Source organism: Actinoplanes sp. CA-252034 (assembly GCF_050956125.1).
Classification (GTDB): Bacteria; Actinomycetota; Actinomycetes; order Mycobacteriales; family Micromonosporaceae; genus Actinoplanes.
Genome location: NZ_CP191846.1, coordinates 10271312 through 10295217 on the forward strand (window position 1 = coordinate 10271312; position 23906 = coordinate 10295217).

Below are 23906 nucleotides of genomic sequence, written 5' to 3' on the forward strand. Positions count from 1 at the left end.
TAGTTCGGGTGAACGACCGGATCCTTGTCGCGCCCACCGACCTGCTCGGCGACGGCGTGTTCGAAACCGTGCACCTGCGCCCGACCGGGCCGTGGCTGCTCGAACAGCACCTGGCCCGACTGGCCCGGTCGGCCGCGATCCTCGGCCTTCCCGAACCCGACGTCACCCCGATCCGGGAGCGCGTCTTCGTCGCGACGGGCGCGCTACGGATCATCTACACCCGCAGTCTCCTGGACGCCTCGGTCTCCCCGCTCCCCGAGTCGGCACTTCGGGAACGACGAGACGGCGTCCGGGTCCTCAGCGCCGACCTGGGCATCTCCGTCCGGCGGCGGCCACCGTGGTCGATCTCGGGGGCCAAGTCGCTGTCCTACGCGGAGAACTTCGCGGCCCGCCGCTGGGCGGCACGGCAGGGCGCCGACGACCTGATCTGGCTGTCCACCGAGGGGTACGTGCTGGAGGCGCCCACCTCGTCGGTCGTCTGGCTGACCGGTGACGAGCTGTGCACGGTCCCGCCCGATGAGGCGGACATCCTGCCCGGCATCACGGCCGCTCATCTGCTGTCGTCAGCGCCCGCTGTGGGGCTGCGCCCGGCCGAGCGGATGATCAGCCTGCCCGAGCTGGCCGCGGCCGACGGGATCTGGCTGTCGTCGTCACTGCGCGGTCTCGCCGAGGTGACCGAGTTGGACGGGACGCCCCGGCCGCGCTCACCGTGGACCGGGCGGCTCCTCGCGGCTCTCGGCTTCTCGGCCGGCTAGCCGCGTTCTCCTTGCTCGGCGCCCGCCCGGCTCGGCGCCCGCCCGGCTCGCCGCCGCGATCTTGTGGGTTCGGGGTCGAACTCACAAGATCGCTGGCGGCGGTGGTGTCAGCCGCCGATGCGGAGCAGTCGCGCCGACATGTGCGGCTTCAGACCGCTGTGATCGACGGCGATCTCGTGCGCGTAGAGCAGCGCCCCCTCGACGACCCCGAAAAGCCGGTGCCCGCCGGTGACGTGCAGGCCGGACGGCGTGTAAGCCACCGCGTCCGCCGCCATCTCCAGCCGGGTCGTGGCCGCCTTGCCCAGATAGAGCTCGGCCACCCCGTCCGGCCGGATCATCGTGGCCTCCATCTCGTCGCCCGGCCGCCCGTCGACCAGCACCGGACGCCAGAACCCCGACTCGACCAGCGCCTGCCCGAGCGGCTTCGACTCGTCGTCGAGCAGCCAGGCACGCGACTCATACCGCAGGAACGACCGCCCGTCGTGACTGATCCGGATCTCCTGAGCGAAGTTGTAGTCGTCCTCCTCAGGGAACCCACCCTGCCCCCGCCCGCGCCACAACCCCACGAACGGCAGCAACCCGAGCAGGGACGGGTGCAGATCCGGCCCCGACCGCAGGTCATGAGTGTCCTCATAGGGATACCCACCGACCGGCGGAGCGTTGAGCCACGGCGGCGGGCCGATCGGGTTTTCCGTCTCGTTGCTCACCAGCGTCCCCTCGAAATACGCATTGCCAGATAGCCGAAGCCGCCGGCCAGACCACCCAGGCCGGCCACCAGCAGACTCACGAACCCGATCTCCGTAACCATGACGGGCCCATCTTATGCTGGCCGGTATGGCACGTTTGCTGGTCGTCAAGGCCACCGCCGGCGCCGACGCCCCGGAGCGCTGCAACCAGGCGTTCAACGTGGCGAGCACAGCCGCAACCGCCGGCGTCGACGTATCACTGTGGCTGACCGGCGAGTCCACCTGGTTCGCCCTGCCGGGCCGGGCCGCCACGTTCCAGCTGGCCCACGCCGCTCCCCTACCCGACCTGCTCGAGCTCCTCCTGGAAGCCGGTCGCGTCACGGCCTGCACCCAGTGCGCGGCCCGCCGCGAGATCACCCCCGCCGACGTCATCCCCGGCATCCGCATCGCAGGCGCCGCACTCTTCGTCGAGGAGATCATGACCGACGGCGCCCAGGCCCTCGTCTACTGACCGCAACACCCGCCTCGGGCGGTCTCCCCCCTCGCGGCCTCTTCCCGCACCCGCCCGCTGTCCGCCTGCCCACCCACCAGCGAAGTCCCAAGCCACCAGGTCCGCAGCCGCCCGACCGCCCGCAACCACGCCCTCCGGCGCCCGGGCTTCAACCCGCCCGACAGCCCGGCTCCCCCGACTATCGCTCGGCCTCTTCGCCGCCCGGGCCTCACCACAGCCCGGCTCCCCCGACTATCGCTCGCCCTCTTCGCCGCCGGCTTTCAGCCGGCTCGGCAGGAGGTGGTGACGCTCACCTGAAAACGATCACGGTCAGCGGTGATCACCAAGCTTTCAGACCCGATGCGGTACGCCCATCCGCCCGCATCCGCCCACACCGGGACCGTCCCCTCCGGCAGTCCCTTCGGCCCGCTCTCCGCGGTGACGGGTCCCGCATCCCGCACGAATGTCGACACCGTCCCACCTCCAGGACAGACAACCGCCCGTGTCTCCACCGCCCCGTCCCCGGCACTCCCCGAGCCCGGAACTTGCGGGCTCGCCACGGCCGGCGCTGTCGGGGTGGCCGCGGGCGATGTCGGCTTCACCGCGCCCGGAGGTGTCGCCGGGCTTCCGGCGGTTATCGCGGCGACCGTGCTGTCGAGAACGACCGGCGCGGCACCGGCGGGCGGGTCGGCCCGGTCCAAGCCGCCGACGGGTGGGCGGCAGCCGGTGAAGACCCGCAGTTTGAGCACCTGATCGCCCGAGTTCGCCTCCGCCTCGACCCCGACGTGCTCCCCTGCATCGGCGAAGAACGTCAACCGCGTCCCTCCACGACCGGTCACCACTCCGGCCCGATAATCGGGGGGCAGCCCGTTCGCGACCGTGTCGAGCGCCGTCCGCGCGTCGCCCTCGGGCACGTAGACGGTCACCTCACGGCTGGCTTCCTGCCCGTCCCACACCGGGGTGATCGCACAGCTCGTGACCTGCAGTGCCCCGAGGCTGAGCACCCACCGCTCATCCCCGGCGGCCGCGACGACCGCCCCGGACGCGACCCGGAGCACAGCCAGCGCCTGCCCGACATCACGCTGCTCAGGCACGGTCGGCGGATCGTTGCGCACCGACCAGAAAACGGCTCCGATCAGCACCGCACCCCAGACCCCGACCACCACCGGCAGCCACCGCCGCCGCAGCCCGGAACCCACGGGCGGCGGATACCCATACCCCGGCCCCGTCACGGCAGCCATGGTGACACGCCACCCGCAGGAATCGAGCGCTGCCCGCGGTGCGAAGTCCACACACTCTCGCCTCCGCGGCCGAGAACCGCAGCCCACGAAGGTGCACTACACCTTCATGAAGATGCGTGAAGTCGACATCAGAACCGCTGATGAGTCACCACTCCGAGGCCCGTCACGTTCGTCGGCGGCGATTCACGTCGCTTCCAGAGCCGCTGCGAGACAGGGCGGGCAATTCACCCCACATCCGAAAGCGCTTACGCGACAAGAGCGAGCGACTCGAACCGCATCCCGAAGCGCTACGCGACAAGGGCAAGCGGCTCACACCACGCCCCGAAGCGCTACGCGACAAGGGCAAGCAATGCTCGGATCCGCGAGTCGGCGCGATCTCGGGGGAACGTTGGCATCGCCGAACCGGACCGGGACAGCCCTGATCGCCGTCGCACGCCGGAGCCTCAGGCGGGGAGCAGATACTCGCCGGAGTCATCGGCGCTCGACGTCGCGAACCGGTGATCTCAGACGAGTGAGGCGTATTCGGGTGAGGTCAGGAAACGCTCGATGATCTCGGCGCTGCCCGGTGTGAACGGTCGGTCCAGCACTTCGGCAGCCGAAATGAAGACCATCGCCGCGCCCTCGCCGAGGACGACATCGTCCTGGCCGGCGGAGGTCGTACCGTAGAAGTAGTTCTTCACCCGGCCCTGATGGGAGCCTTGAGCGGGAAGTTCCTGCCGCGCGAAGAGTCGCAGCGGCCCATCCGGCCGGATCCGGGTCTCTTCCCACAACTCCCGGACGGCGCCCTCCTCGGCCGACTCGCCCTCCTCGATCGTCCCTCCGGGCAGCCCCCACACGTTCGGGTAGTACGGCGCCTTGTCATCCCGCAATTGCAGGAGCAACGCGCCGTTCCGATCGACCAGGAACGTGCACGCAATCGCCAACAACCCTGTCACCGACAACCCCATTCACCGTAGATCCGTGGCTCCACGCCTCACCGTCCTCGCCGAACACCCGAGGTTCACGGCACCGGCCGTCAATCCTGTGAGGTAGCGCGAGGACAACGTCATTCTTCACGGACGCCGCCACGGCGGGCAGACGCCGCCGCAGTGCATGGACGCCGCCAAGCCGGTGAGACGCCGACGGCGGCCGGTGGCCGTGGCGGCCAGCGGTGGTGCCCAGTGCCGGTGGCGGCTGGCGGCGGCGCCGAGTCTCGGAAGGACGGCAGGCGCACACGGATGGCGGGTGCACGCATAGGCAACCGGACCGCACGCGTGATCGGACGGCACGGGTCGAGGGGTCAGCTGTTGGCCAGGCGGCGGAGGGCTCCCTCGGCGACGTCGGGACGGGTCGTGTACCAGAACGGGGGCAAGGACTTGCGGAGGAAGGCGCCGTAACCGCGGGCCGTCTCCAAGCGGGAGTCGAGGACGGCGACTACGCCCTTGTCTCCGGTGGAGCGGATCAGGCGGCCGACGCCCTGGGCGAGGCGGACCGCGGCGATCGGCACGCTGACGGCGGAGAAGCCTGAGCCGCCGTTGGCGTCGACGGCGGCCGCGCGGGCTGCCGCCAACGGCTCGTCGGGGCGGGGGAACGGCAACCGGTCGATGACGACGAGCTGGCACGAGTCGCCGGGGACGTCGACGCCCTGCCAGAGGGACATCACGCCGAAGAGGCAGCTGGCCTTGTCCTCCTTGAACTTGCGGACCAGGATCGGCAGCGTCTCCTCACCCTGGAGCAGGATCGGCAGGTCGGTCTTGGCGCGGAGCAGCTCGGCGGCCTGGGTGGCGGCCTTCCGGGAGGAGAAGAGCCCGAGAGTACGCCCCCCGAGCGCCTCCACCAGCCGGAGCAACTCGGCGCCGGCCGCGTCGGGCAGGCCGGAGGCGGCGGGCCTGGGCAGGTGCGCCGCAACGTACAGAATGCCCTGCTTGGGATAGTCGAACGGAGACCCGACGTCGAGCGACGTCCACCCGTCGCCGGAGGAGAACCCGGCAGTGGATGCCCCGGCCGACGAAGACCCGGCCGAGGAGGACCCGGCTGACGAAGACCCGGCCAGGGAGGACCCGGCCGAGGAGGACCCGGCCAGGGAAGACCTGGCCGAGGAGGACCTGGCCGAGGAGGACCTGGCCGAGGAGGTCTTGCCGGTGGAAGCCTTGCCGCTGGCAGCCTTGCCGGAGGAATCGCCCGAAGCCCCGCCGGCAGACCCGGCATTGGGACCACCGGAGGACGGGCCGGCGGAAGGGCCGGGCGGGGAGACCGGCAGGCCGAGCGAACGGGCCACGGTGTCGAACCGGCCGCCGAGGGTCAGTGTGGCCGAGGTGACCACCACGGTCCGGTCGGCATACAGGTTTTCCGACAGCGTGCCGGCGACCGAGAGCGGCGCGACGACGAGGGCGCGCCGCCCGCTGCCCATGTCGGATTTCTCCACCCAGGCGACGTCGTACGCATTCTCCTCCAGCAGCCGCTGCGACGTCGTGGACAGCTCGTCGAGGACTGCTTTGGCCTGCTGTTTGCCGACCGGGTCGGGATCGTCGGACTTGATCTCGCCGATCGCGGTGAGCCCGGCCCGGGTGGCCGACTCGATCATGGAGACGGCCAGACGCAGCCGCTCGGGGAGGCCGTCGGTGAGCCGCCCGGCGGGGAGGTCGGCGAGGCTGACGGTGAGCGCGTCGGCCGCCTCGGCCAGGGACTCCGCGGCGGCCGGGGTGATCATGGTGCGGGAGCGGCGGCCGGCCCGCTCGACCACCTCGGGGGTGATCTCGGCCTGGGCAGCGGAGGAGACCCGGTCGGCGAGCTCGTGGGCCTCGTCGACGATGAGGAGCTTGTGCGGCGGGACGATCTGCCGGCCGGCGATCATGTCGACGGCGAGGAGGCTGTGGTTGGTGACGACGATGTCGGCCTCACGGGCCCGGGCGCGGGAGGCCTCGGCGAAGCACTCCGCACCGTACGGACAACGGCCGGCCCCGACGCAGTCGCGCGCCGGCATGGAGACCTGGCGCCAGACGAGGTCCTCGACGCCGGGGTCGAGCTCGTCGCGGTCGCCGGTCTGCGTCTTCTCCGACCATTTCCGGATCCGCAGGATCTGCTTGCCTATGCGGGCGCCCTCGCCGAGCCACTGGCCGGCCTTGGGTGCGGCGGGCTCGGCGTCGAAGAGGGTGTCGGTGGGACCCTCCTCGTCGGCGTGCTCCATCTTCGCCGCGCAGAGATAGTGGTGCCGGCCTTTGAGCACGGCGAACGTGGGTTTGCGCCCGAGCACCGGCTGGACCGCCTCGGCGAGTCGGGGCAGGTCGTGCTCGACCAGCTGGTTCTGCAGGGCGAGGGTGGCCGTGGAGATGACCACGGGACCGTCGACGAGCAGGGCCGGTGTGAGGTAGCCGAGGCTCTTGCCGGTGCCCGTGCCGGCCTGGACGAGCAGGTGCTCCTTGTTCTTCACAGCCTTGGCGATCGCCTCGACCATGGCCTGCTGACCTGGGCGGGCGGAACCGCCGGGGACGGCCCCGACGGCGGCGGCGAGGAGCTGCTCGGCGGTTGCCTTCTTCTTACTTGCTGCGGGCACGGAGGAACCGTACCCGCCACCACCGACATATCCGGGTCACCGCTAGGGTGCAAGCCATGCCGAGCGAGATGGTCCGGGTGATCTACACGAAGTACGACGGATCGGCGCATCGTGACTACCCGGCCCGTCGTCTGGCTGAGGACGATCTCGGCATCTGGGTCGGCGTGACCCGGGGCACCGCTTCGGTCTACCACGGCCGGCCCTCCGTCGAGCAGATTCCGTTCGTCCTGCTCATCCCGCATCACGCCTGGTGGACGGGGATGTTCAACCCACCTCCGCGGACCAGTGAGGTGTATTGCGACATCACCACCCCGGCCCGCTGGGAGGGTGACACGGTTCACATCATCGACCTGGACCTGGATGCGGTTCGGCGCCGCGAGACCGGCCTGGTGGAGTTGCGCGACGAGGACGAGTTCGCCGAGCACCGGGTCGAGTTCGGCTATCCGGACGATCTGGTCGAGCACGCGTTCGCGGCCTCCCGGTTCCTGATGACGGCGCTCGGCGACGGCACCGAGCCGTTCGCCTCGCACTACCGCAAGCACCTGCTCGAGGTCACCCCCGCGGAGTGAGCGTGACCCCCGCGGAGTGAGCGCCGGCCCGCGCGACCGGTCTCAGGACCGGTCGGCGGCGAAGCTGATCTTCTCCGGGTTCTGCTGGTTGAAGATGCCGGTGATCCGGCCGTCGTCGACCGCCACCGCGCTCACCACGACGAGCCTGCTGCCGTCCGGGCGGGTGCCCTGGAGCAGCATGGCGGCCGAGCCGTTGACGACGACCGGCTCGGCCTTGATGTCGGTGACGTCGGCGAGGCGGTAGTTGAGCAGGCCGACGAAGAACCGGGCGACCTTGTCGGCCCCGAGGACCGGGCGCGGGGCGGTGCGGGCCAATCCGCCGCCGTCACCGATGGCGACGACATCGGGTGCGAGCACGGCGGCGAGCGTACGCATGTCGCCGCTCTGCGCCGCGGCGAGGAAGGCGTCGAGCACCCTCCGTTGTTCAGCGAGCCCGGCGGTGTGGCGGATGCTGCCGTCGGCGACCGCCTTGCGCGCTCGGGAGGCGTGCTGCCGGGCCGCCGCCGGTGTGCTGTCGAGCACCGCGGCCACCTCGTCGAACGGCACGGCGAAGACGTCGTGCAGGACGAACGCGACCCGCTGCTCGGGAGTGAGGCGCTCCAGGACCACGAGCAGGGCGACGCTGACCTGGTCGGACAGTTCCGCTCGGCCGGCCGGGTCGGCGTCGCGCTCGATGACGAAGGCGGGCAGCCACTCGCCGGGGTACGCGGTACGCCGTACCCGCGCGGAGTTGAGCTGGTCCAGGCAGATCCGTGCGGTGACCGTGGTGAGCCATCCCCGCACGTCCCTGATCTCCTCGGTCTGTTGCGCGTAGCGCAGCCAGGCCTCCTGGACCGCGTCCTCGGCCTCGGCACGGCTGCCGAGCATGCGATGGGCGACGGCCATGAGGTATGAGCGGTGGGCCTCGAACTCGACCGCGGACGGTGACGGCATGACACGAATTCTGCGCGACATTCCCCGTCTACGGGTATCGGCTGTGCCACAGTATGAATTACCCATAAAGTACGAATCGGACGGTGCTCGGTGCAGGACATGGCGACTATCGCGGGGGGACTGGCCGGGCTGGCCGGAGCCGGCGGCGCGGTCTCGGTCGCGATCATGCGCCGGCCCCGCCCTTTTCTCCCGGCCGGCCACGCGCTGACCGGCCCCGACGCGACCGACCCGCTGCCCGGCGTGCTCCGGCTCGGCCTGGCCGGCATGACGGTCCGGGTGGTGCCGGGGCCACACGGTGAGCTGTTCCTCGGGCCGGGCGGGCCGCAACCGGGCCGCACTCTGCGGCGCCTGGTTCTCGCCCCGCTCTTCCACCGCGCCCGGTCCGCCGGCGGGCGGCTCTGGCCCGACCAGCGTGCGCCGTTCCGGCTGGTGGTCGAGTTCGGCGGGACGAGCCGCGACCCGGGGGCGCTACTGCACGCCTACCGCATGCTGGACCGTCAACTGCAGGACCACGCCGCCCTGCTCAGCCGATGCCGGACCGGTGTCCTCACCCCGGGAGCGGTGACCGTCACGGTGACCGGCGTCATCGACGTACGGGAGCTCCTCGCCGCGCAGACCGAGCGGTACGCGTTCGCCGACGGCACTTTCGACGACCTGGGCTCCCGGTCCACCCCGCCGTCGCTGGCGCCGATGGTCAGCGAATCGTGGCCGCGGCGGTTCGGCTGGGACGGACGCGAGCCGATCACCGCCGAGGAGCGGCACCAGTTGCACGCGCTGGTCCGGGCGGCACACGCCGACGGGCGTACGGTCCGGTTCTCCGGCCTGCCGGACGGCTCCCGCAAAGCCCGCGCCGCGATCTGGACCGAGCTCGGCGCGGCCGGTGTGGACGTGATCGCCGACACCGACCTGTCCGGACTGGCCCGCCACCTGCGCCGGAACCCGGTCGCCGACTCGCCCCGGCCACACGTTCCGACCAGGGCCGTTCGCCGTTCAACGCCGCGCCCGAACGCGCCCCGTCCCGCGAATCGTCACGAGTCGGTTTAAGGGCCGTCGCGAAGGGTGAACCCCCGTGGACCGCTAGCATGCGTTCGGAGATCCATTCATAAAGCCTGTTGATCGAGGTCCGCGCCGTGAAGTTCTCATTCCGCCCCGTCGAGGGGGCCTTCTACGAACTGTTCACCAGGGCGGCCCAGAACCTGGTCAAAGGCACCGAGCTGCTGAACGAGCTGGCGCTGCCCGGAGTGGACGTCCAGTCGGTCGCCGACCGGCTGAGCGATGTGGAGCACGACAGCGACTCCATCACCCACGAGCTCTACAAGAAGATCAACTCCACCTTCATCACCCCGTTCGACCGGGAGGACATCTACTCGCTCGGCTCCCAGCTGGACGACGTGATGGACCACCTGGAGGCGGCCGGCAACCTGCTCTACCTCTACGGCCTGACCGACCTGCCCTCGCTGCCACGGGAGATGCACGAGCTGGTCACCGTGCTGGACACGCAGGCCAAGGTGACCGCCGAGGCGATGCCGCGACTGCGCTCGCTGAAGGGCATGGAGGAGTACTGGATCGAGATCAACCGCTTGGAGAACGACGGCGACCGGGCGTACCGGATGCTGTTGGTCCGTCTCTTCTCGGGTGAATACGACGCGCTGACCGTGCTGAAGATGAAGGAGGTCGTCGACGAGCTGGAGGCCGCCTGCGACGCCTTCGAGCACGTGGCGAACACCATCGAGACCATCTCGGTGAAGGAGTCCTAGAGCGTGGATCCCGAACTCATCGCGGTCGTGGCGGTGATCCTCGCGGCGATGGCGTTCGACTACACGAACGGCTTCCACGACGCCGCCAACGCGATCGCCACGAGTGTCAGCACCCGCGCTCTCACCCCACGGGTCGCCCTGGCCATGGCTGCGGTCGGCAACTTCATCGGCGCGCACCTGGGCACCGAGGTGGCCAAGACGGTCGGTGACGGGCTGGTCGACCTGCCGCTCGGGATCCCGAGCCTGGGCATCGTCTTCGCCGGCGTGCTCGGCGCGATCACGTGGAACCTGATCACCTGGTATTTCGGTCTGCCGTCCAGCTCGTCGCACGCGCTCTTCGGCGGGCTCGTCGGCGCCACGCTCTTCGCGACCGCGGGCGAGGTCCAATGGGACAACATCATCAACAAGGTGCTGATCCCGATGGTGGTGTCGCCGTTCGTCGGGCTGGCGCTCGGGTTCGTCTTCATGGTCGCGATCATGTGGGCCTTCCGGCGCGGGCACCCCGGCCGCCTCAACCGGGGCTTCCGCTACGCGCAGACGCTCTCCGCCGCGGCGATGTCGATCGGCCACGGCATGCAGGACGCGGCGAAGACGATGGGCATCGTGGTGCTGGCGCTCTACACGGGCGGGTTCCAGTCGGACTCGTCGCACATCCCGGAATGGGTCTACTGGACCTCGGCGGGAGTGCTGGCGGCCGGCACCTATGCGGGTGGCTGGCGGATCATCCGTACGCTCGGCCGCAAGATCATCGACCTCGGGCCGTCCGAGGGGTTCGCCGCCGAGACCGTGGCCAGCTCGGTGCTCTACTTCAACGCTCTGGTGCTGCACGCGCCGATCTCGACGACCCACACCATCACCTCGGCGATCATGGGGGTCGGGGCGACCAAGCGGCTCAGCGCGGTCCGGTGGAACGTCGCGGGCAACATCATCATCGCCTGGATCACCACGTTCCCGGCGGCCGCGTTCTTCGCCTGCGTCTTCTACTTCGTGGTCCGCCCACTCTTCGCCGGCTGACCCGCCCGGCAGACCGCTCGCCACCGGCAGACCCGCTCGGCAGACCGCTCGCTAACGGCAGGCGCGTCCGGCAGACCGCTCGCCGCCGGCAGACCGCCCGCGGTCCGGCAGACCCGCCCGCGGTCCGGCAGACCCGCCCGGCAGACCGCCAGGCAGAACCGCTCGCCGCCGGCCGACGGGCCGGGCGGACACGACGAAGCCCCCGGGACTCGGCTCCCGGGGGCTTCGTTGTACGAGTTGTCAGGCGACCAGCGCGAGGTCTCCGGTCGTCGCCTTGATGCCGCGCATGAGGGTCAGGACCGCCTGGGCCGAGGGCAGCATGAGCGCGCCGCTCCGGGTGAGGGTCACACCCGCCGAGGTGCGGACGAACAGCTTGGTGCCGAGGGTCATCTCCAGGCATTTGATCTGGTAGCTGACCGCGGGCTGCGAGTAGCCCAGCGCCTTGGCGGCGAGATCCATCCGGCCGTGCTCGGCGACGGCCACGAAGGCTAGGAGTTCACGCTCATTCATTTCGACCCCCGTACGTTCGATCCCGATCAGTTGACTTCTGTCATCGCTGCGCAGTCATGAGCGTAATATCTCGAAGCCGGATCGTCAATGTCTGTCATCAGCCTGACCCGTGCACGTTAGCCCTGGTAGAAGGGCTTCTCAGGAGTCTCACAGCAATCTCCCCGTCGCGTCGCCCCGTCATACGACGAGCGAGCCCAGTCATATTTCATGACTGGGCTCGCTCGTCGGGGGAGGAATCAGGTACGAGTCACCACAGCGAGACGGCCGTGCCGCAGGCCGACGTGCTCGACGCCGAGCACAGGCGCACGGTCGGCGCCTGGCCGATCGCCACGGCGCGGAACGTGGTGAGGAAGGACTGCGCAGTGCCCCCGGAGCACGTCACCGGCGACGTCCAGGAGGTGCTCTGGGCGTCGATCACGGCCTGGAAGCAGCCGGTCGCCGAGCCCGTTTTGATGACTCCCTTCACGGTCACGGTCCGCGTGACCCCGAACGGGTCCTGCGTATAGGTGGAAGTGCCGCCGGCCTGGGCGCCGGCGTACGACGCGGTCCAGCTCAGCGGGATGACGGAAGCCGCGAACGCCGGCGCGGCGGTGGTGACCGCCGTTGCAGTCATCACCACCGCGGCGGTGAGGACGCGACGGAAATGGCGGGAAAGGGACATGACCAACCTCCGATACCGATCCGGCAATTGCGGCAGCATGCCCTGAGCGAGGCATTAGGCGTAGGGCGGTTATCGATGTGCCCTGGTTGCTGCCGGGACAATTGCAACAACGCCGTCACCGGTACTCAATGCCGTATTGAAACCTTTGAAACACTCGACCGGTCGCCACGGGGCGGGCGATCTTACGATGGACCCCACCCCGGTTCGCCACCCCTTACCCCGTCATCCGCAAAGATTTCGATACAGGGACCACCAGGCCGCACCCGGACCGGTAGACATTGAGCCATGACGAAGAACCCGCGCCACCTGGTGATGCCGACCATCCTCGCCGCCGCCGCGATCGCCCTCACCGGCACGCAGCTCGCCGCCCCGCAGCCGACCGCCTCGGCCTCCGGGACCACCCCGCCCGTCGTCGTCCCGGCCGACCTCCCGGGCGGCCCGCTCAGCCCGAAGCTGCCGATCGTCGAAGACTGGCCCTGGTGACCATCGAGACAACCGTCCCGGAACACATCCGGTCGGCCGCGGCAGCGAGGGAGCCGCGACCTTCCTACCGAAACGGCCTCCGCGCACAGCGCGGGGGCCGTTCCCCTTTCCGGGGCCGGCGTCCGCCGTGCCTCCCGGTCAGCGGGCGTCAGGATCTCAGCCGAGCTCGGACGCCTCGCGCCAGATCTGGCTGGCCCGCCGGTACGCGGCTGCGGCCTCGGCCATCTGAGCCGCACGGCGCAACGACGCGACGGCCTCCTCGGTACGGCCGCAGCGCCTCTGCGCGCGCCCGATCGCGAGCACGAACCGCACCTGCTCGATGCCGGACAGGTCGGTCTCGTCGACGGTGGCGGCGATCTCCAGAGCCCGTTCCGGCTCGCCGATCGCCACCGCATACCGCACTTCGAGGCTCGCGGCCGCCGACGGCGTCGCCGCGGTCTCGGAGGCGGCCATCGCGGCGCGGGCGGCCTCCATCCGCGAGGTGATCTCGCTCAGCTCCGCGTCCGCGTCCATCAGCGCGGACACCGCCGCGACGGAGAACCGCGCCCAGTCCCGCAGCGACGTGGTCGGGTGCGCCAGCATCTCCCGGGCCGACCGCAGGTGCTCCAGCGATCGCTCGACCTCGCCGATGCGGGCCATCGCGATGCTCGCGACCCAGTGCGCCCGGCCGGAGATGGTCAGGCTCTTCACCTCGGCCGCCATCGCCACCATCCGGTCGACGATCCGGGTGATCTCGGCGCCGCCACCGGCGTCGCTGAGGATCGAGATGTGCACGGCGTACAGCCGGACGTGCTCGCTGCCGCCGACGAAGGCGGTGTCGGCGATCTCCGCCTGGGCCTGCTCGATGTGGGTGAACGCCTCGGTGAGCCGGCCCACGTCCCGGGCGGCCGCGGCGAGCGCGACCCGGGTACGCACCAGCGCCTCCGGGACCCCGGCCCGCTCGGCCACCGTCACCAGCTCGTTGAGCAGCTCGTAACGCCCGCTGCGGTCGTTGCGCTGCTCCAGGATCCGCTCCAGGGCCAGCCCGTGACTGAGCATCGCGGCCGGCTGCCCGTCGCGCCTGGCCTCCGCGAGGGCACCGGTCAGCACCTGCTCGGCCCGGGACAGATCGCCCTGGTCGACGGCGCTGCTGACGATCAGCTCGCGGGCCAGCCCGGTGCCGGTGACGTCGGAGGCCGGGGCCGGAGCCGCGGCCGGAGCCGCGAAGCCGGTCTCGACGCCGGCGAGCTCGTCCATCGAGATGCCGAGCACCTCGGACAAATGGCCGACGACGTCCAGCGTCGGAACGCGGGAGCCTTTCTCCAGCAGCGAGATGTAGGACTGATTGACCACACCCACGGCAAGATCGCGCTGCGACATTCCCCGCTCGATGCGCAGACGCCGCAAACGGCGCCCGAACTCGGGCTGCACAATCTGCGTGGCCATGTGGACTACCTGCAATTCATGTCGCTGATTCTGGTCGTGTGATCGGCCGATTCTGCACGATACTCCCGGCCGACTCCGCTCGGGGATACCGAGTCGCGGCACGTTCGGGGGCCACCTGGACGGACAGCCCCGTGGGAAGGCGTCCGTCCAGGTGGCGGTTCAGGGGGTCACCGGAGCGATGACTCATCTGTCATGAAGATGACGCGATCGTTCATGCCAGCTGCTTCTCGATGAGGTCGGCAGCGGCGGGCGCGCCTCCGGACAGGAGGATCTCGGCCCGCATCGTGTCCAGGGCGGCCCGGGTCGCGGCATCGCCGGTGAGCTCCTCGGCCGCGGCGCGGACCGCCGCCGCGGAGAACCGCTCCGGCGTGATCATCCGACCGACCCCGAGGGCCTGGACCCGGGCCGCGGTCAGGAAGTGCTCGACATCCTGCGGTACGACCACGAGCGGCACGCCGTACGCCAGCCCGTCCAGCGCGTCCCCGGCTCCGCCCGCGGTCACGACGACCTGGGCGTGCTCCAGCACCCGGGCCGGCGGCAGGTCCCGGTGGATCTCGACGCTGCCGGGCAGCTGGTCGGGGCCGAGGGCCCGGTCGGTGACGATCACGACGTGCCAGCCGGCGGCGGCCAGACCTTCGGCGCAGCGGAGCGGCATGTCGGTGCGGCCGTGGTGGTCGCTCCGGAGGGACACCAGCGCCACCCGCCGATCAGCCGGCGCGCTCCAGTCCTCGCCGGCACGCCGATGCCACGGCGTCGGTCCCACGAAGAGGTGCTCCGGCCCGACCCGGTCCACATCGGCCTGCAGGGATCGCGGAATCGCGACCACGGAGGGGACGATCGGCTCGTCGCCGGCCGGCAGGAGGACGTGGGTCGGGGAGAACCGCACCCGCGGCACGCCCCAGAACTCGGCGAGCTGCGGCGCGAACGCCGTGACCGAGTCGTGGACGATCAGGTCCGGCCGGTCGGCGCCGTACGCCGAGACGAGCTGTGGGAAGGCGGCATCGCGCTCGCGGCCGAACGTGCGGGCGGTCTGCCCGCCGTCGCCGGCCGCGGCGAGCCAGCCGTCGCCGGGCGCCCCGTCGGCCGGAAAGGTCGACAGATAGGGCACCGGAGTCGCGCCGGTCTCGGCGATCAGCGGGGCGAGAGCCCCGCCGGAGGCGAACGTCACCCGGTGGCCGCGGTCGACGAGCTCGGCGGCAATGCCCAGCATCGGATTCACGTGGGCGTGCAGTGGAACGGACATGAGCGCGATGTGCGATCGCATCGGTGCGCCTCCTTTCGCGATTGCTCGAGTCGATGAGAACAGTTCTACCCATCGGCGGGGGCGGAAACCAAGCGTGCATAAGAGACTTGAATGTGCGCTGGTAGGGGCGTCTGGATCGACACCTGGAGCACGACTGCCCTGGTCGGAGCAGTGCCGTACATATAGGGCATGGACGTACGCCATTGACGGGTCGATATCGAATATGTGGAATCGGCGGCCTGGCAAGCGCCCGATAATACGAACCCCGAACGATTTGGCAATACCGGAAAGGCACTGATTCAAAGCTTTGAATAAGAGGTTACATCGACGGCCGCGGGGCCCGTAGAAAGTTGGACATGACGAGGCGCCGCCACAACGGCGGGTCGTCGAGGACCACCCGATGAAGCACCTGCGACGTACGGAAGGGGTAACAGTGGGATCGAACACCGCGCTGCTGCCGGAGAAGAAGGTGGAGCGGCCCCGGTACACGCCGGTCGATCTCGATCGGCACCCGGCCGTCGAGGCTCTGCTCGGACGGCTCGGACTCGGCGCCTTCGACCGTGACTCCCTGGCCGCGCCGGTCGGCCGCAACGACGCCTGGGCCGGCCGGACCACCGGTGGCCGCTCAGTGTTCGTGAAGCGGCTCGTCGGTACCGACCCGGCCGAGGTCGAGCGGCGCATGAAGCGACTGCTCGCCTTCCACCTCTGGGCGCGGGACCTGCCGACCGAGGCGCTGCGCGGCCCGGAGTTCCTGGGGTACGACCGGGACGCCGCCCTGGTGGTGTTCGAGCTGGTCGACGGGGCCCGCAACGGCGCCGAGCTGATGGTCGACGAGACCTTCGACGCCGCGCTGTCCACCACGATCGGCGAGGCGGTCGGGCGGCTGCACGCGGCAGTACCGCCGGCCGGCGCCGACTGGGACCGGTCGCTGCCGTACCAGCCTCCGCTGGAAGCGCTGCACGGCCTGTCGCCGGCCACCTTCGACTCGCTGAGCTTCGGCGAGGTGCAGGGCTGGCGCCTGATGCAACAGGACGCCGACCTGCGTGCCGCCGTGGCCCGGCTGCGCGAGCGGGAGGCCGAGGCGCCGCTGGTGCCCACGCACTGCGACCTGCGGGTCGACCAGCTGCTGATCACCGGCGACACGGTCTACCTGACCGACTGGGAGGAGTTCCGGCTCGCCGACGGCGCCCGTGACGTGGGCTCGTTCGCCGGCGAGTGGCTCTACCGCTCGGTGCTCGACATCGTGACCACCCGCGGCGACACCGTCTTCGTGGACCTGGAGCTCACGCACGAGATGGTGCTCAGCCGCGGCGTGGCGAAGATGCAGCGCCTGATGCCACTGGTCCGGGACTTCTGGCGCGGCTACCGGACCGCGCGGCCGACGGTCGACGACCGGTTCACCGCACGCGCCGCCGCCTTCGCGGGCTGGCATCTGCTGGACCGGCTCATGGCCGGCGCCTCCCGGGCCTCCCGGCTCTCCGGGATCGAGCGCGCGGCCGCCGGCATCGGCCGGGGCGTGCTGCTCCAGCCGGAGAAGTTCATCGACACCCTCGGACTCGGAGACTCGTGATGACTGTGACGACCTGGCGGATCCCCTCCGCCCTCAACGTGGCCCTGGACTCGGTGACCGTCGCGCCGGACCGTACGTCGGCGACGGTCGGTGACCGCACCGTCGAGTCGGAGAGTCCCCGCGAGCTGCGCCGGCTGCTGGCCGAGGCGATCTATGACGTGCTGCACGCCGGTCAGCACGTGGAGAAGGACAAGCTGCCCTTCCGGCTGCGGGACGACGAGCTCGAGAGCCGGTTCGCCGCGGCGATGCCGCATCGGACCACGACCGTGCGGGCCAGATATCACGGCGCCCGGCGCACCGCGAACAACGGCCGGGAGATGGTGCTGGTCGAGCGGGACGGGGTACGGGTCTGGGTGCCCGAGGCCGCGGTGCCGGACACCGATCCGGGGCCGTTCGTCGACCTGACCGTGCCGGCCATGCGTCCCGCGCTCTCGCCCGGGTTCTTCCTGGTCGACGGCTCGACGCCGCAGCCCGGTCGCTCCGAGATGCTGCGCGTCTACGTGCACCTGACCGCCTGGGAGCCGGCCGCCGAGGTGTTCGGCCGGGTGCTCGGTGTGCTGGAGGACGGCGGTGTGCCGTACCGCGCCAAGATCTTGTCTTCTCGTCTGCTCTATCCGCGCCGTGACGCGCTGGTGGTCTACCTGGACCGGCCCTGGTGGCCGGCCGCCCACCGGGTCGCGGAAGCGGTCCGGGACCAGCCCGGCCTGGGTGAGGCGACGTCCGTCTTCACCGAGCCGCTGGGTCCCGGTGTGGCGGTCGCCTGGGAGCCGGACGACTCCCGCTCCGCCATGAAGGGCCTGAGTTTCGGGCAGCACCGGGCCACCGCGCTGGCCACCGCGCTGCTCGCCGACGGCGACTCCTTCGAGGACGCGCTGTCGGAGGCCTTCGCCGAGGCCGGGATCGACCCGGTCCGGCCGGCCCGCAACACGAGCTCCAGTCCATTCCTGGACTGAGCCGAAACCCCGGTTTGAGCAGATCGCAGGGGACGAGTGTACGCATCCCCTGTTTTCCGCTCAAACCCATATGAAAGGAGTCCACGATGGACAAGAACACCGAGATCGTCGACCTCGTCGCGCAGTACGAGACCTACGCCGAGGCGAACGAGCTCAACCTGTCGGCCGCGTCCGACGCGCCCGCCACCTCCCCGGTCTGCGCCGCCTCGGTGGCCAGCTCGACCTGGTGCGCGGCCGGCGCGAGCGCCGTCTCGGGCGCCACCTACGAGTTCGTCTGCTGACGAGCTTTCCACCCCTTCCCATCCCAGTAAACCGACACAAAACACCCAACACAGAAAGAGGAAATCCCATGGAGCAGATCGACACCGTCATGGAGCTCGTCGCCAACTACGAGGCCTACACCACCGGCGCCGAGGAGCTGGCCGTCTCGGCCGCGGCCGACGCTCCCGCCACCAGCGCCCCCTGCGGCGCGGCCGGCGTGAGCTGGATCGTCAGCCAGTTCTCCGGCAAGACCATCGCGGAGGGCTGCTGAGCCACGGGCCCCGGGTGGGGCGGCGGTCCGCCGCCGCCACCACCCGGCCCGGCCGGGCCCGGCCGATGAGCTGAGTACAGGGGGCGAGTACACGCACCCTCTGTCGTCAGCTCAACGGGAGCTGTCGATCCATCACCGAAGGGAATCCCCCATGTCGAACAACACCCAGAACACCGAGATCGTCGACCTCGTCGCGCAGTACGAGACCTACGCCGAGGCGAACGAGCTCAACCTGTCGGCCGCGTCCGACGCGCCCGCCACCTCCCCGGTCTGCGCCGCCTCCGTGGCCAGCTCGACCTGGTGCGCGGCCGGCGCGAGCGCCGTCTCGGGCGCCACCTACGAGTTCGTCTGCTGACGAGCCCCCACCTGTTCGAGAACGAGAGAAGGAGACCCATGGAGAAGAACGAGAACCTCAGCGAGCTGATCGAGGGCTACCTCGTCTACAGCGAGACCGACGAGCTGAACGTGGCGGCCGCCGCGGAGGCCCCCGCGACGACCGCTCCCTGCGCCGCCGCCGCCACCGCCAGCTGGATGGTCAGCCAGTTCTCCGGCAAGACCATCGCGGAAGGCTGCTGACGCAGCATCAGGCACGGGGTGCGGCCCGCACGGGCCGCACCCCGCCCGAACCCCAAGGACGGAAGAGATGTCGACCACCACCCTCACCCACCACGAACGTCTCCGATCGTTGACCGACCTCCTGACCCCGTCGATCATCCGGGCCGCCGCCACCCTGCGGTTGGCGGATCACATCGCCGCGGGAGTCAACCGTACGGACGCGCTGGCCGAAGTGACCGGCACGATCCCCGAGCTGCTCGACATGCTGCTGCGCCGGCTGGCAGGGCTGGAGATCCTGAACCGGGCCGAGGACGGCACCTACTCCCTCGCGCCGCTCGGCGAGCCGCTGCTCGACACCGATCCGTCCGGGATCCGTGGTCTGCTCAGGATGGACGGCCTCTTCGGCCGGCAGGACCTGGCCCTGGTCAACGTCCTGCACACCGTGCGCACCGGCCAGCCCAGCCACGCCGCCGTCTTCGGGGCCGGCTACTGGCAGGACATCAACCACAACCCCGAGTTCATCGAGGCTCTCGAGCTCAACGCCCGCAACCCGATCGGCTGGGACGCGAGCATCATCGTCGAGGGCTACGACTGGTCCGCCGTGCGCAGCGTCACCGACGTCGGCGGCCACGGTGGAGCGCTGCTCATCGAGCTGCTCCGCAGCCACCCGCACCTGAACGGCCGTCTGCTCGACCTCAAGAACGTCGCCGAGGTCGGTGGCCGCGCCATCGCCGACGCCGGGCTGGCCCACCGGGCCGAGGCCGTGGTCGGCAGCTTCTTCGAGCCGCTGCCCACCGGCACCGACGTGTACCTGCTCTCCGCAATCCTGGCCGACTGGGACGACGAGCAGGCAATCACGATCCTCCGGAACTGCGGCCAGGCGGCCGGCCCCGGCGGCAAGGTGCTGCTCGCCGAGGTGAACCTGCCGGTCGGCGTGACGGGCAGCCTGGAGACCGCCGGTTTCGAGCTCTACCTCCGGGCCACCATGCCCGCCCCGGTCCGCAGCGTCGAACAGCTCGAGCGTCTCGGTGAGGCCGCCGGGCTGCGCGTCAGCTGGCGTGGACCGGTGACCCAGGTGCGCTCGCTGCTCGAGTTCACCCTCGCCTGAGGAGCCACACCATGCTGAACTTCGATCGAGTGGTCAAGAGCTTCGGCCCCAAGCGGGTTCTCAACGAGCTCAGCCTCACGGTTCGTCCCGGAGAGCTCTACGGATTCTGCGGGGCGAACGGCGCCGGCAAGACGACCGCGATGCGCATCGCCCTGGGGGTGCATCCCGCCGACAGTGGCACGGTCACCATCGACGGCCGGCCGATCGACGCCGAACTGCGGGCTCAGATCGGCTACATGCCCGAGGAACGTGGGCTGTACGCCAAGATGCGTCCCGTCGACCAGCTCGTCTACCTGGCGAAGCTGAGCGGCGTACGTCCTGAGGAGGCGTCTCGGCGGGCCGCCGAGTGGATCGAGCGGCTCGGCGTGGTGATGGCTCCGAAGGACCCGCTGGAGAAACTGTCGCTGGGCAACCAGCAGAAGGTCCAGCTGATCGCCGCGCTGATGGCCGAGCCGCGGGTGCTGGTGCTCGACGAGCCCTTCTCCGGGTTGGACCCGGTGGCCGTCGACGCGATGGCGGACGTGCTCCTCGAGCAGGCCCGCAAAGGCATCCCGGTGCTCTTCTCGAGCCACCAGCTGGACCTGGTCGACCGGCTCTGCGACCGGATCGGCATCATCCGCGGCGGCCGAATCGTGGCCGAGGGCACCGTCGGCGAGCTGCGCGCCAAGGTCGCCGGGCGGCTGCTGCAGATCTCCCTGCAGGGCGCCGAGGCGGGCTGGCCGGAGAACGTGCCGGGGGTCCGGCGCGTCGACGACCACGATGGCCTCGTCTCGTTCGAGCTGACCGACGGCACCGATCCGGACGACGTCCTGGACGCGGTCCGCCGGCTGGGCCGGATCGAGCACTTCGGCTGGCGCAACCCCTCCCTGTCCGACATCTTCCGCGAGGCGGTGACGGCATGAGCATCGACGTCCGTACTGAAACGGTCCACGTGACCACCTCCAATTCGACCACTACGACGCCGCCGCGCGCCCGGACGCTCGCGCTGATCCGGGCGGTGGCCGGCCGGGAGATCTCCCAGCAGCTGCGCAACAAGAACTTCTGGTCCTCGCTGCTGGCGACCGTCATGCTGGCCGCGATCAGCCTGGGCCTCACCACCCTGCTCGACCGGGACACCGAGCAGCCCACCGTGGCGGTACTGGCCGGTCAGGGCGCGCTCACCGAGGCGCTGCGGGCACAACTGCCGGTGACGGAGCTGCCCGACGCCGAGGCTGTCCGCACGGCCGTCCGTGAGCAGAGGGCGGACGTGGCGATCATCGGCGACGAGATCGTGGTGCTGCGCAAACTGCCCGACGACCTCGGCCGTACCCTCGCCGACACCTTCCGTACCGTCACCTATCAGGAACGTCTCCGCGCGCTGAACGCCGCACCCGCCGATGTCGCCCTGCCGGCGATGCGGGTGACCGCTCTGGACGCGGACGCCGCGCGGGTGCAGCAACGCACCATCACCGCCGGCGTGGCGGTCATCGCCCTGGTCCTGCTCATGTTCATGGCCGGCCTCGGCATCGCCCAGGGTGTCGCCGAGGAGAAGTCGAGCCGGATCGTCGAGCTGCTGCTGGCCAAGGTCACCCCGCGTCAGCTGCTGATCGGCAAGATCCTCGGGCTGGGCGTGGCGGCCCTGGTGCAGATCTCGGTGATGCTCGGCCTCGCCCTGGTCGGCGCGACCGTCGCCGGGTTGTTCACCGCGCCTGCCGAGATCCTCGGCACCGCGCTCAACGTGCTGCTCTGGTTCATCCCCGGCTACCTGCTCTTCGTCACCCTCTACGCGGTGGCGGGCTCGCTCGCCTCCCGCCAGGAGGACGTCAACCACGTCACCGGTCCGGTCAGCATGATCCAGATGGCCACGACGATCGGCCCGATCCTCGCCATCACGGCGCCGGCCTCTCCGGCGCTGGCCGTGGTCTCCATGATCCCGGGACTCTCCTGGGCCGCCATGCCGGTCCGCATGGCCTACAGCTCCGTGCCGTTCTGGCAGGTCGCCGTCGCTCTGGCGCTGACCGTGGCCGCCGTCGGGGTCCTGCTCGCCATCGGCAGCCGGGTCTACACCGGGGGCTTCTCCAGTACGGCGGCGTCATCAAGGTTCGCCAGGCCCTCCGCGCGGCCCGGCACTGACTCCCCTCACACAGGAAGGACCGTCGTCATGCCCGAACGGCTCAAGATTCTCCGGGAACTGACCCGCGGCCGCGGGATCCAGGTGGCGCTGATCGCGATTCTGGTTCTCGTCTCCACCAGCTCGTCGCTGGCCGTACCGATGCTGGTCGGCAGGCTGGTCGCGGCGATCCAGTCGGATGAGGCGCTGCTCGGGCTGACCGGGCTGCTCATCGCCACCGGCCTCGGCACCGCCGCGGCCGGAGCCCTGGCCACCTTCCTGCTGGGCCGCATGGGCCAGCAGCTGATCTACCGGTTGCGGGTCCGCACCGTGGACCACTCGCTGCGGCTGCGGATGGCCGACATCCGCCGCCAGGGCAGCGGCAACCTCGCCGCGCGGCTCACCATGGACGCCGCCCGGCTGAAGGCCCTCATCGACATCGGGCCGGTCCAGCTGCCGATGGCCGGGGTGACCCTGCTCGGCACGTTGATCATCATGGGCTTCCTGGACTGGGTCCTGCTGCTGGTCACGCTGGCCGCGTTCGCGGTGGCGGCGGCGATCGTGGTGGTCGTGGTGCGCCGGCTGCGCCGTACGTACCAGAACGTCCAGATCGAGGTCGGCGGCTTCGTGCAGCGGTTCGTCGGCGTGATCGAAGCGATCACCGTGATCAAGTCGAACCGGGCCGAGGCGATCGTCGCGGAACAGCTCGCCGAGAGCGCCGCCCGGCTACGTGACCTGGAGATCAAGGCCGCGCGGATGGAGTCGCTGATGGTCCCGGTGATCAACCTGGGTCAGCAGATCGCACTCGCCGCGGTGGTCATCGGCGGTGGCGCCCGGCTGCTCGGCGGCCACCTGACCCTCGCCACCTTCGTCTCCTTCCTGCTCTACCTCCTTCAGCTCGCCGCGCCGCTGCTGATGGCGGCGTCCGGGGTGACCGGCCTGCAGATGGGCCTGGCCGCCCGCGAGCGGTTCGACGAGATCTTCGCCCTGCCCCGGGAGGACCGCGACGATCTGGCCGGCACCGACGCCGACACCGACGCCACGGCGCCCCGACCGGTCACGCCCGCCGCCGCGGTCGAGTTCGACCAGGTCACCGCCGGGTACGACGCACGGCCCGTCCTGCGTGACGTCTCCTTCAGCGTGCCGTCCCGCGGCCTCACCGCTGTCGTCGGCCTCTCCGGGTCGGGCAAGAGCACCGCACTGAACCTGATCCTGCGCTTCCTCTCCGCCGAGCGGGGCGTGATCTCGCTCTTCGGCGAGCCGGTGCAGAACTGGCGGCTCGACCGGCTGCGGGCCGAGATCGCCTATGTGGACCAGGCGGCGACCCTGCTGCCGGACAGCATCCGTACCAACCTGACGCTGGGCTCGGAACGCCCGGCCGACGACGCCGAGCTGCGGGCCGCCCTGGACCGGGTGGGACTGCTCGACGAGATCGGTCACCTGCCGGACGGGCTGGACACGGTCCTCGGCGGCGAGTTCGACCTCTCCGGCGGCCAGCGCCAGCGGCTCGCCCTGGCCCGGGCGCTGCTCTCCGGCTCCCGCCTGATCCTGCTGGACGAGCCCACCTCGCACCTGGACGGCGTCAACGAGCACCGGCTCCGCGAGGTCGTCGACGAGCTGTCCACCGACCACGCGGTCATGGTCGTCGCACACCGGCTCTCCACCGTGCGGCAGGCCGACCACGTGATCGTCCTGGACAACGGCCTGGTCGCCGATCAGGGCAGCCACCACGAGTTGCTCAACCGCTGCGAGCGCTACACCGAACTGGTCGACGCGCAAGCCCTGGCCCACGCGTGACCT

General features: G+C 70.5%; 26 protein-coding genes. 16 read left to right on the top strand and 10 right to left on the bottom strand.

Annotated elements, in window-relative coordinates; translation table 11 throughout:
- Window positions 1-8: 8 nt before the first annotated feature.
- Window positions 9-755 carry an aminotransferase class IV gene (locus ACQPZW_RS46525; protein ID WP_433792376.1) on the top strand — a complete coding sequence of 249 codons (747 nt, stop codon included), beginning with the start codon at window positions 9-11 and terminating at the stop codon, window positions 753-755.
- 107 nt (window positions 756-862) lie between these two features.
- On the opposite strand, the gene ACQPZW_RS46530 is transcribed toward ACQPZW_RS46525, so the two are convergent.
- Together ACQPZW_RS46530 and mtfM are read right to left on the bottom strand one after the other, a co-directional pair.
- Complete coding sequence (locus ACQPZW_RS46530; protein ID WP_433792377.1) at window positions 863-1462, bottom strand: FABP family protein; 600 nt, start codon at window positions 1460-1462, stop codon at window positions 863-865.
- Window positions 1459-1563 (bottom strand): small membrane protein MtfM, encoded by a 105-nt coding sequence (gene mtfM / locus ACQPZW_RS46535; protein ID WP_433792378.1) that lies wholly within the window; start codon window positions 1561-1563, stop codon window positions 1459-1461. Before mtfM ends, ACQPZW_RS46530 begins: the two co-directional genes overlap by 4 nt.
- A gap of 14 nt (window positions 1564-1577) precedes the next feature.
- On the opposite strand from mtfM, the gene ACQPZW_RS46540 reads away from it, so the two are divergent.
- Window positions 1578-1952 carry a DsrE family protein gene (locus tag ACQPZW_RS46540; protein ID WP_433792379.1) on the top strand — a complete coding sequence of 125 codons (375 nt, stop codon included), beginning with the start codon at window positions 1578-1580 and terminating at the stop codon, window positions 1950-1952.
- A 260-nt stretch (window positions 1953-2212) separates the two neighbouring features.
- Here the strand turns inward: ACQPZW_RS46540 and ACQPZW_RS46545 are convergent, their stop codons facing one another.
- From ACQPZW_RS46545 to ACQPZW_RS46555, 3 genes are all read right to left on the bottom strand, one after another.
- Window positions 2213-3130 carry a hypothetical protein gene (locus ACQPZW_RS46545; protein ID WP_433792380.1) on the bottom strand — a complete coding sequence of 306 codons (918 nt, stop codon included), beginning with the start codon at window positions 3128-3130 and terminating at the stop codon, window positions 2213-2215.
- A gap of 545 nt (window positions 3131-3675) precedes the next feature.
- Window positions 3676-4119, bottom strand: a complete 444-nt coding sequence (locus tag ACQPZW_RS46550) for an NUDIX domain-containing protein (protein WP_433792381.1) — start codon at window positions 4117-4119, stop codon at window positions 3676-3678.
- 332 nt (window positions 4120-4451) lie between these two features.
- The gene (locus tag ACQPZW_RS46555) at window positions 4452-6704 is read right to left on the bottom strand and encodes an ATP-dependent DNA helicase (RefSeq protein WP_433792382.1); all 2253 of its coding nucleotides are present in this window, start codon (window positions 6702-6704) and stop codon (window positions 4452-4454) included.
- Between the two features lie 56 nt (window positions 6705-6760).
- On the opposite strand from ACQPZW_RS46555, the gene ACQPZW_RS46560 reads away from it, so the two are divergent.
- Complete coding sequence (locus tag ACQPZW_RS46560; RefSeq protein ID WP_433792383.1) at window positions 6761-7273, top strand: DUF402 domain-containing protein; 513 nt, start codon at window positions 6761-6763, stop codon at window positions 7271-7273.
- Window positions 7274-7315: 42 nt separating this feature from the next.
- Here ACQPZW_RS46560 and sigJ read toward each other — a convergent pair whose 3' ends face one another.
- A complete protein-coding gene (sigJ, locus tag ACQPZW_RS46565; RefSeq protein ID WP_433792384.1) occupies window positions 7316-8206 on the bottom strand; it encodes an RNA polymerase sigma factor SigJ in 891 nt (296 codons plus the stop codon).
- A 99-nt stretch (window positions 8207-8305) separates the two neighbouring features.
- Between sigJ and ACQPZW_RS46570 the strand changes: the two genes are divergently transcribed.
- From ACQPZW_RS46570 to ACQPZW_RS46580, 3 genes are all read left to right on the top strand, one after another.
- The gene (locus ACQPZW_RS46570; RefSeq protein WP_433792385.1) at window positions 8306-9250 is read left to right on the top strand and encodes a hypothetical protein; all 945 of its coding nucleotides are present in this window, start codon (window positions 8306-8308) and stop codon (window positions 9248-9250) included.
- A gap of 86 nt (window positions 9251-9336) precedes the next feature.
- The gene (locus tag ACQPZW_RS46575; RefSeq protein WP_433792386.1) at window positions 9337-9963 is read left to right on the top strand and encodes a DUF47 domain-containing protein; all 627 of its coding nucleotides are present in this window, start codon (window positions 9337-9339) and stop codon (window positions 9961-9963) included.
- 3 nt (window positions 9964-9966) lie between these two features.
- Window positions 9967-10977 carry an anion permease gene (locus ACQPZW_RS46580; protein ID WP_433792387.1) on the top strand — a complete coding sequence of 337 codons (1011 nt, stop codon included), beginning with the start codon at window positions 9967-9969 and terminating at the stop codon, window positions 10975-10977.
- A 240-nt stretch (window positions 10978-11217) separates the two neighbouring features.
- Here ACQPZW_RS46580 and ACQPZW_RS46585 read toward each other — a convergent pair whose 3' ends face one another.
- Together ACQPZW_RS46585 and ACQPZW_RS46590 are read right to left on the bottom strand one after the other, a co-directional pair.
- Window positions 11218-11487, bottom strand: a complete 270-nt coding sequence (locus ACQPZW_RS46585; protein ID WP_433792388.1) for a LysR family transcriptional regulator — start codon at window positions 11485-11487, stop codon at window positions 11218-11220.
- Between the two features lie 247 nt (window positions 11488-11734).
- Window positions 11735-12148 (bottom strand): hypothetical protein, encoded by a 414-nt coding sequence (locus ACQPZW_RS46590; protein ID WP_433792389.1) that lies wholly within the window; start codon window positions 12146-12148, stop codon window positions 11735-11737.
- 285 nt (window positions 12149-12433) lie between these two features.
- Between ACQPZW_RS46590 and ACQPZW_RS46595 the strand changes: the two genes are divergently transcribed.
- Window positions 12434-12631, top strand: coding sequence for a hypothetical protein (locus ACQPZW_RS46595; RefSeq protein WP_433792390.1), 198 nt, complete (start codon window positions 12434-12436; stop codon window positions 12629-12631).
- A 156-nt stretch (window positions 12632-12787) separates the two neighbouring features.
- Here the strand turns inward: ACQPZW_RS46595 and ACQPZW_RS46600 are convergent, their stop codons facing one another.
- Both ACQPZW_RS46600 and ACQPZW_RS46605 read right to left on the bottom strand, forming a co-directional pair.
- Window positions 12788-14056 carry a helix-turn-helix domain-containing protein gene (locus ACQPZW_RS46600; RefSeq protein WP_433792391.1) on the bottom strand — a complete coding sequence of 423 codons (1269 nt, stop codon included), beginning with the start codon at window positions 14054-14056 and terminating at the stop codon, window positions 12788-12790.
- 211 nt (window positions 14057-14267) lie between these two features.
- The gene (locus ACQPZW_RS46605) at window positions 14268-15320 is read right to left on the bottom strand and encodes a nucleotide disphospho-sugar-binding domain-containing protein (RefSeq protein WP_433792392.1); all 1053 of its coding nucleotides are present in this window, start codon (window positions 15318-15320) and stop codon (window positions 14268-14270) included.
- Between the two features lie 412 nt (window positions 15321-15732).
- On the opposite strand from ACQPZW_RS46605, the gene lxmK reads away from it, so the two are divergent.
- From lxmK to ACQPZW_RS46650, 9 genes are all read left to right on the top strand, one after another.
- Window positions 15733-16869 (top strand): class V lanthionine synthetase subunit LxmK, encoded by a 1137-nt coding sequence (gene lxmK / locus ACQPZW_RS46610; protein WP_433792393.1) that lies wholly within the window; start codon window positions 15733-15735, stop codon window positions 16867-16869.
- Complete coding sequence (locus tag ACQPZW_RS46615; protein WP_433792394.1) at window positions 16869-17822, top strand: T3SS effector HopA1 family protein; 954 nt, start codon at window positions 16869-16871, stop codon at window positions 17820-17822. The genes lxmK and ACQPZW_RS46615 overlap by 1 nt, the downstream gene beginning before the upstream one ends.
- A gap of 86 nt (window positions 17823-17908) precedes the next feature.
- Window positions 17909-18103: an LxmA leader domain family RiPP gene (locus ACQPZW_RS46620; RefSeq protein WP_433792395.1), complete on the top strand. Its 195-nt coding sequence runs from the start codon at window positions 17909-17911 to the stop codon at window positions 18101-18103.
- A gap of 68 nt (window positions 18104-18171) precedes the next feature.
- The gene (locus ACQPZW_RS46625; protein WP_317789878.1) at window positions 18172-18354 is read left to right on the top strand and encodes an LxmA leader domain family RiPP; all 183 of its coding nucleotides are present in this window, start codon (window positions 18172-18174) and stop codon (window positions 18352-18354) included.
- Window positions 18355-18505: 151 nt separating this feature from the next.
- The gene (locus ACQPZW_RS46630) at window positions 18506-18709 is read left to right on the top strand and encodes an LxmA leader domain family RiPP (protein ID WP_433792396.1); all 204 of its coding nucleotides are present in this window, start codon (window positions 18506-18508) and stop codon (window positions 18707-18709) included.
- Window positions 18710-18747: 38 nt separating this feature from the next.
- Entirely contained in the window at window positions 18748-18930 is a 183-nt protein-coding gene (locus tag ACQPZW_RS46635; protein WP_317789876.1) for an LxmA leader domain family RiPP, read from the top strand.
- A gap of 67 nt (window positions 18931-18997) precedes the next feature.
- Complete coding sequence (locus tag ACQPZW_RS46640; protein ID WP_433792397.1) at window positions 18998-20017, top strand: methyltransferase; 1020 nt, start codon at window positions 18998-19000, stop codon at window positions 20015-20017.
- An 11-nt stretch (window positions 20018-20028) separates the two neighbouring features.
- Window positions 20029-20919: an ABC transporter ATP-binding protein gene (locus ACQPZW_RS46645; protein WP_433792398.1), complete on the top strand. Its 891-nt coding sequence runs from the start codon at window positions 20029-20031 to the stop codon at window positions 20917-20919.
- Window positions 20916-23903 (top strand): ABC transporter transmembrane domain-containing protein, encoded by a 2988-nt coding sequence (locus tag ACQPZW_RS46650; RefSeq protein WP_433792399.1) that lies wholly within the window; start codon window positions 20916-20918, stop codon window positions 23901-23903. Before ACQPZW_RS46645 ends, ACQPZW_RS46650 begins: the two co-directional genes overlap by 4 nt.
- Window positions 23904-23906 lie beyond the last annotated feature (3 nt).

Coding starts and splice junctions, on each gene's coding strand:
- mtfM (WP_433792378.1), bottom strand. CDS start 1,563: ATGGTTACGGAGATCGGGTTCGTGAGTCTGCTGGTGGCCGGCCTGGGT.
- ACQPZW_RS46540 (WP_433792379.1), top strand. CDS start 1,578: ATGCTGGCCGGTATGGCACGTTTGCTGGTCGTCAAGGCCACCGCCGGC.
- ACQPZW_RS46550 (WP_433792381.1), bottom strand. CDS start 4,119: ATGGGGTTGTCGGTGACAGGGTTGTTGGCGATTGCGTGCACGTTCCTG.
- ACQPZW_RS46560 (WP_433792383.1), top strand. CDS start 6,761: ATGCCGAGCGAGATGGTCCGGGTGATCTACACGAAGTACGACGGATCG.
- sigJ (WP_433792384.1), bottom strand. CDS start 8,206: ATGCCGTCACCGTCCGCGGTCGAGTTCGAGGCCCACCGCTCATACCTC.
- ACQPZW_RS46570 (WP_433792385.1), top strand. CDS start 8,306: ATGGCGACTATCGCGGGGGGACTGGCCGGGCTGGCCGGAGCCGGCGGC.
- ACQPZW_RS46585 (WP_433792388.1), bottom strand. CDS start 11,487: ATGAATGAGCGTGAACTCCTAGCCTTCGTGGCCGTCGCCGAGCACGGC.
- ACQPZW_RS46590 (WP_433792389.1), bottom strand. CDS start 12,148: ATGTCCCTTTCCCGCCATTTCCGTCGCGTCCTCACCGCCGCGGTGGTG.
- ACQPZW_RS46595 (WP_433792390.1), top strand. CDS start 12,434: ATGACGAAGAACCCGCGCCACCTGGTGATGCCGACCATCCTCGCCGCC.
- ACQPZW_RS46600 (WP_433792391.1), bottom strand. CDS start 14,056: ATGGCCACGCAGATTGTGCAGCCCGAGTTCGGGCGCCGTTTGCGGCGT.
- ACQPZW_RS46605 (WP_433792392.1), bottom strand. CDS start 15,320: ATGCGATCGCACATCGCGCTCATGTCCGTTCCACTGCACGCCCACGTG.
- ACQPZW_RS46615 (WP_433792394.1), top strand. CDS start 16,869: ATGACTGTGACGACCTGGCGGATCCCCTCCGCCCTCAACGTGGCCCTG.
- ACQPZW_RS46620 (WP_433792395.1), top strand. CDS start 17,909: ATGGACAAGAACACCGAGATCGTCGACCTCGTCGCGCAGTACGAGACC.
- ACQPZW_RS46625 (WP_317789878.1), top strand. CDS start 18,172: ATGGAGCAGATCGACACCGTCATGGAGCTCGTCGCCAACTACGAGGCC.
- ACQPZW_RS46630 (WP_433792396.1), top strand. CDS start 18,506: ATGTCGAACAACACCCAGAACACCGAGATCGTCGACCTCGTCGCGCAG.
- ACQPZW_RS46635 (WP_317789876.1), top strand. CDS start 18,748: ATGGAGAAGAACGAGAACCTCAGCGAGCTGATCGAGGGCTACCTCGTC.
- ACQPZW_RS46640 (WP_433792397.1), top strand. CDS start 18,998: ATGTCGACCACCACCCTCACCCACCACGAACGTCTCCGATCGTTGACC.
- ACQPZW_RS46645 (WP_433792398.1), top strand. CDS start 20,029: ATGCTGAACTTCGATCGAGTGGTCAAGAGCTTCGGCCCCAAGCGGGTT.
- ACQPZW_RS46650 (WP_433792399.1), top strand. CDS start 20,916: ATGAGCATCGACGTCCGTACTGAAACGGTCCACGTGACCACCTCCAAT.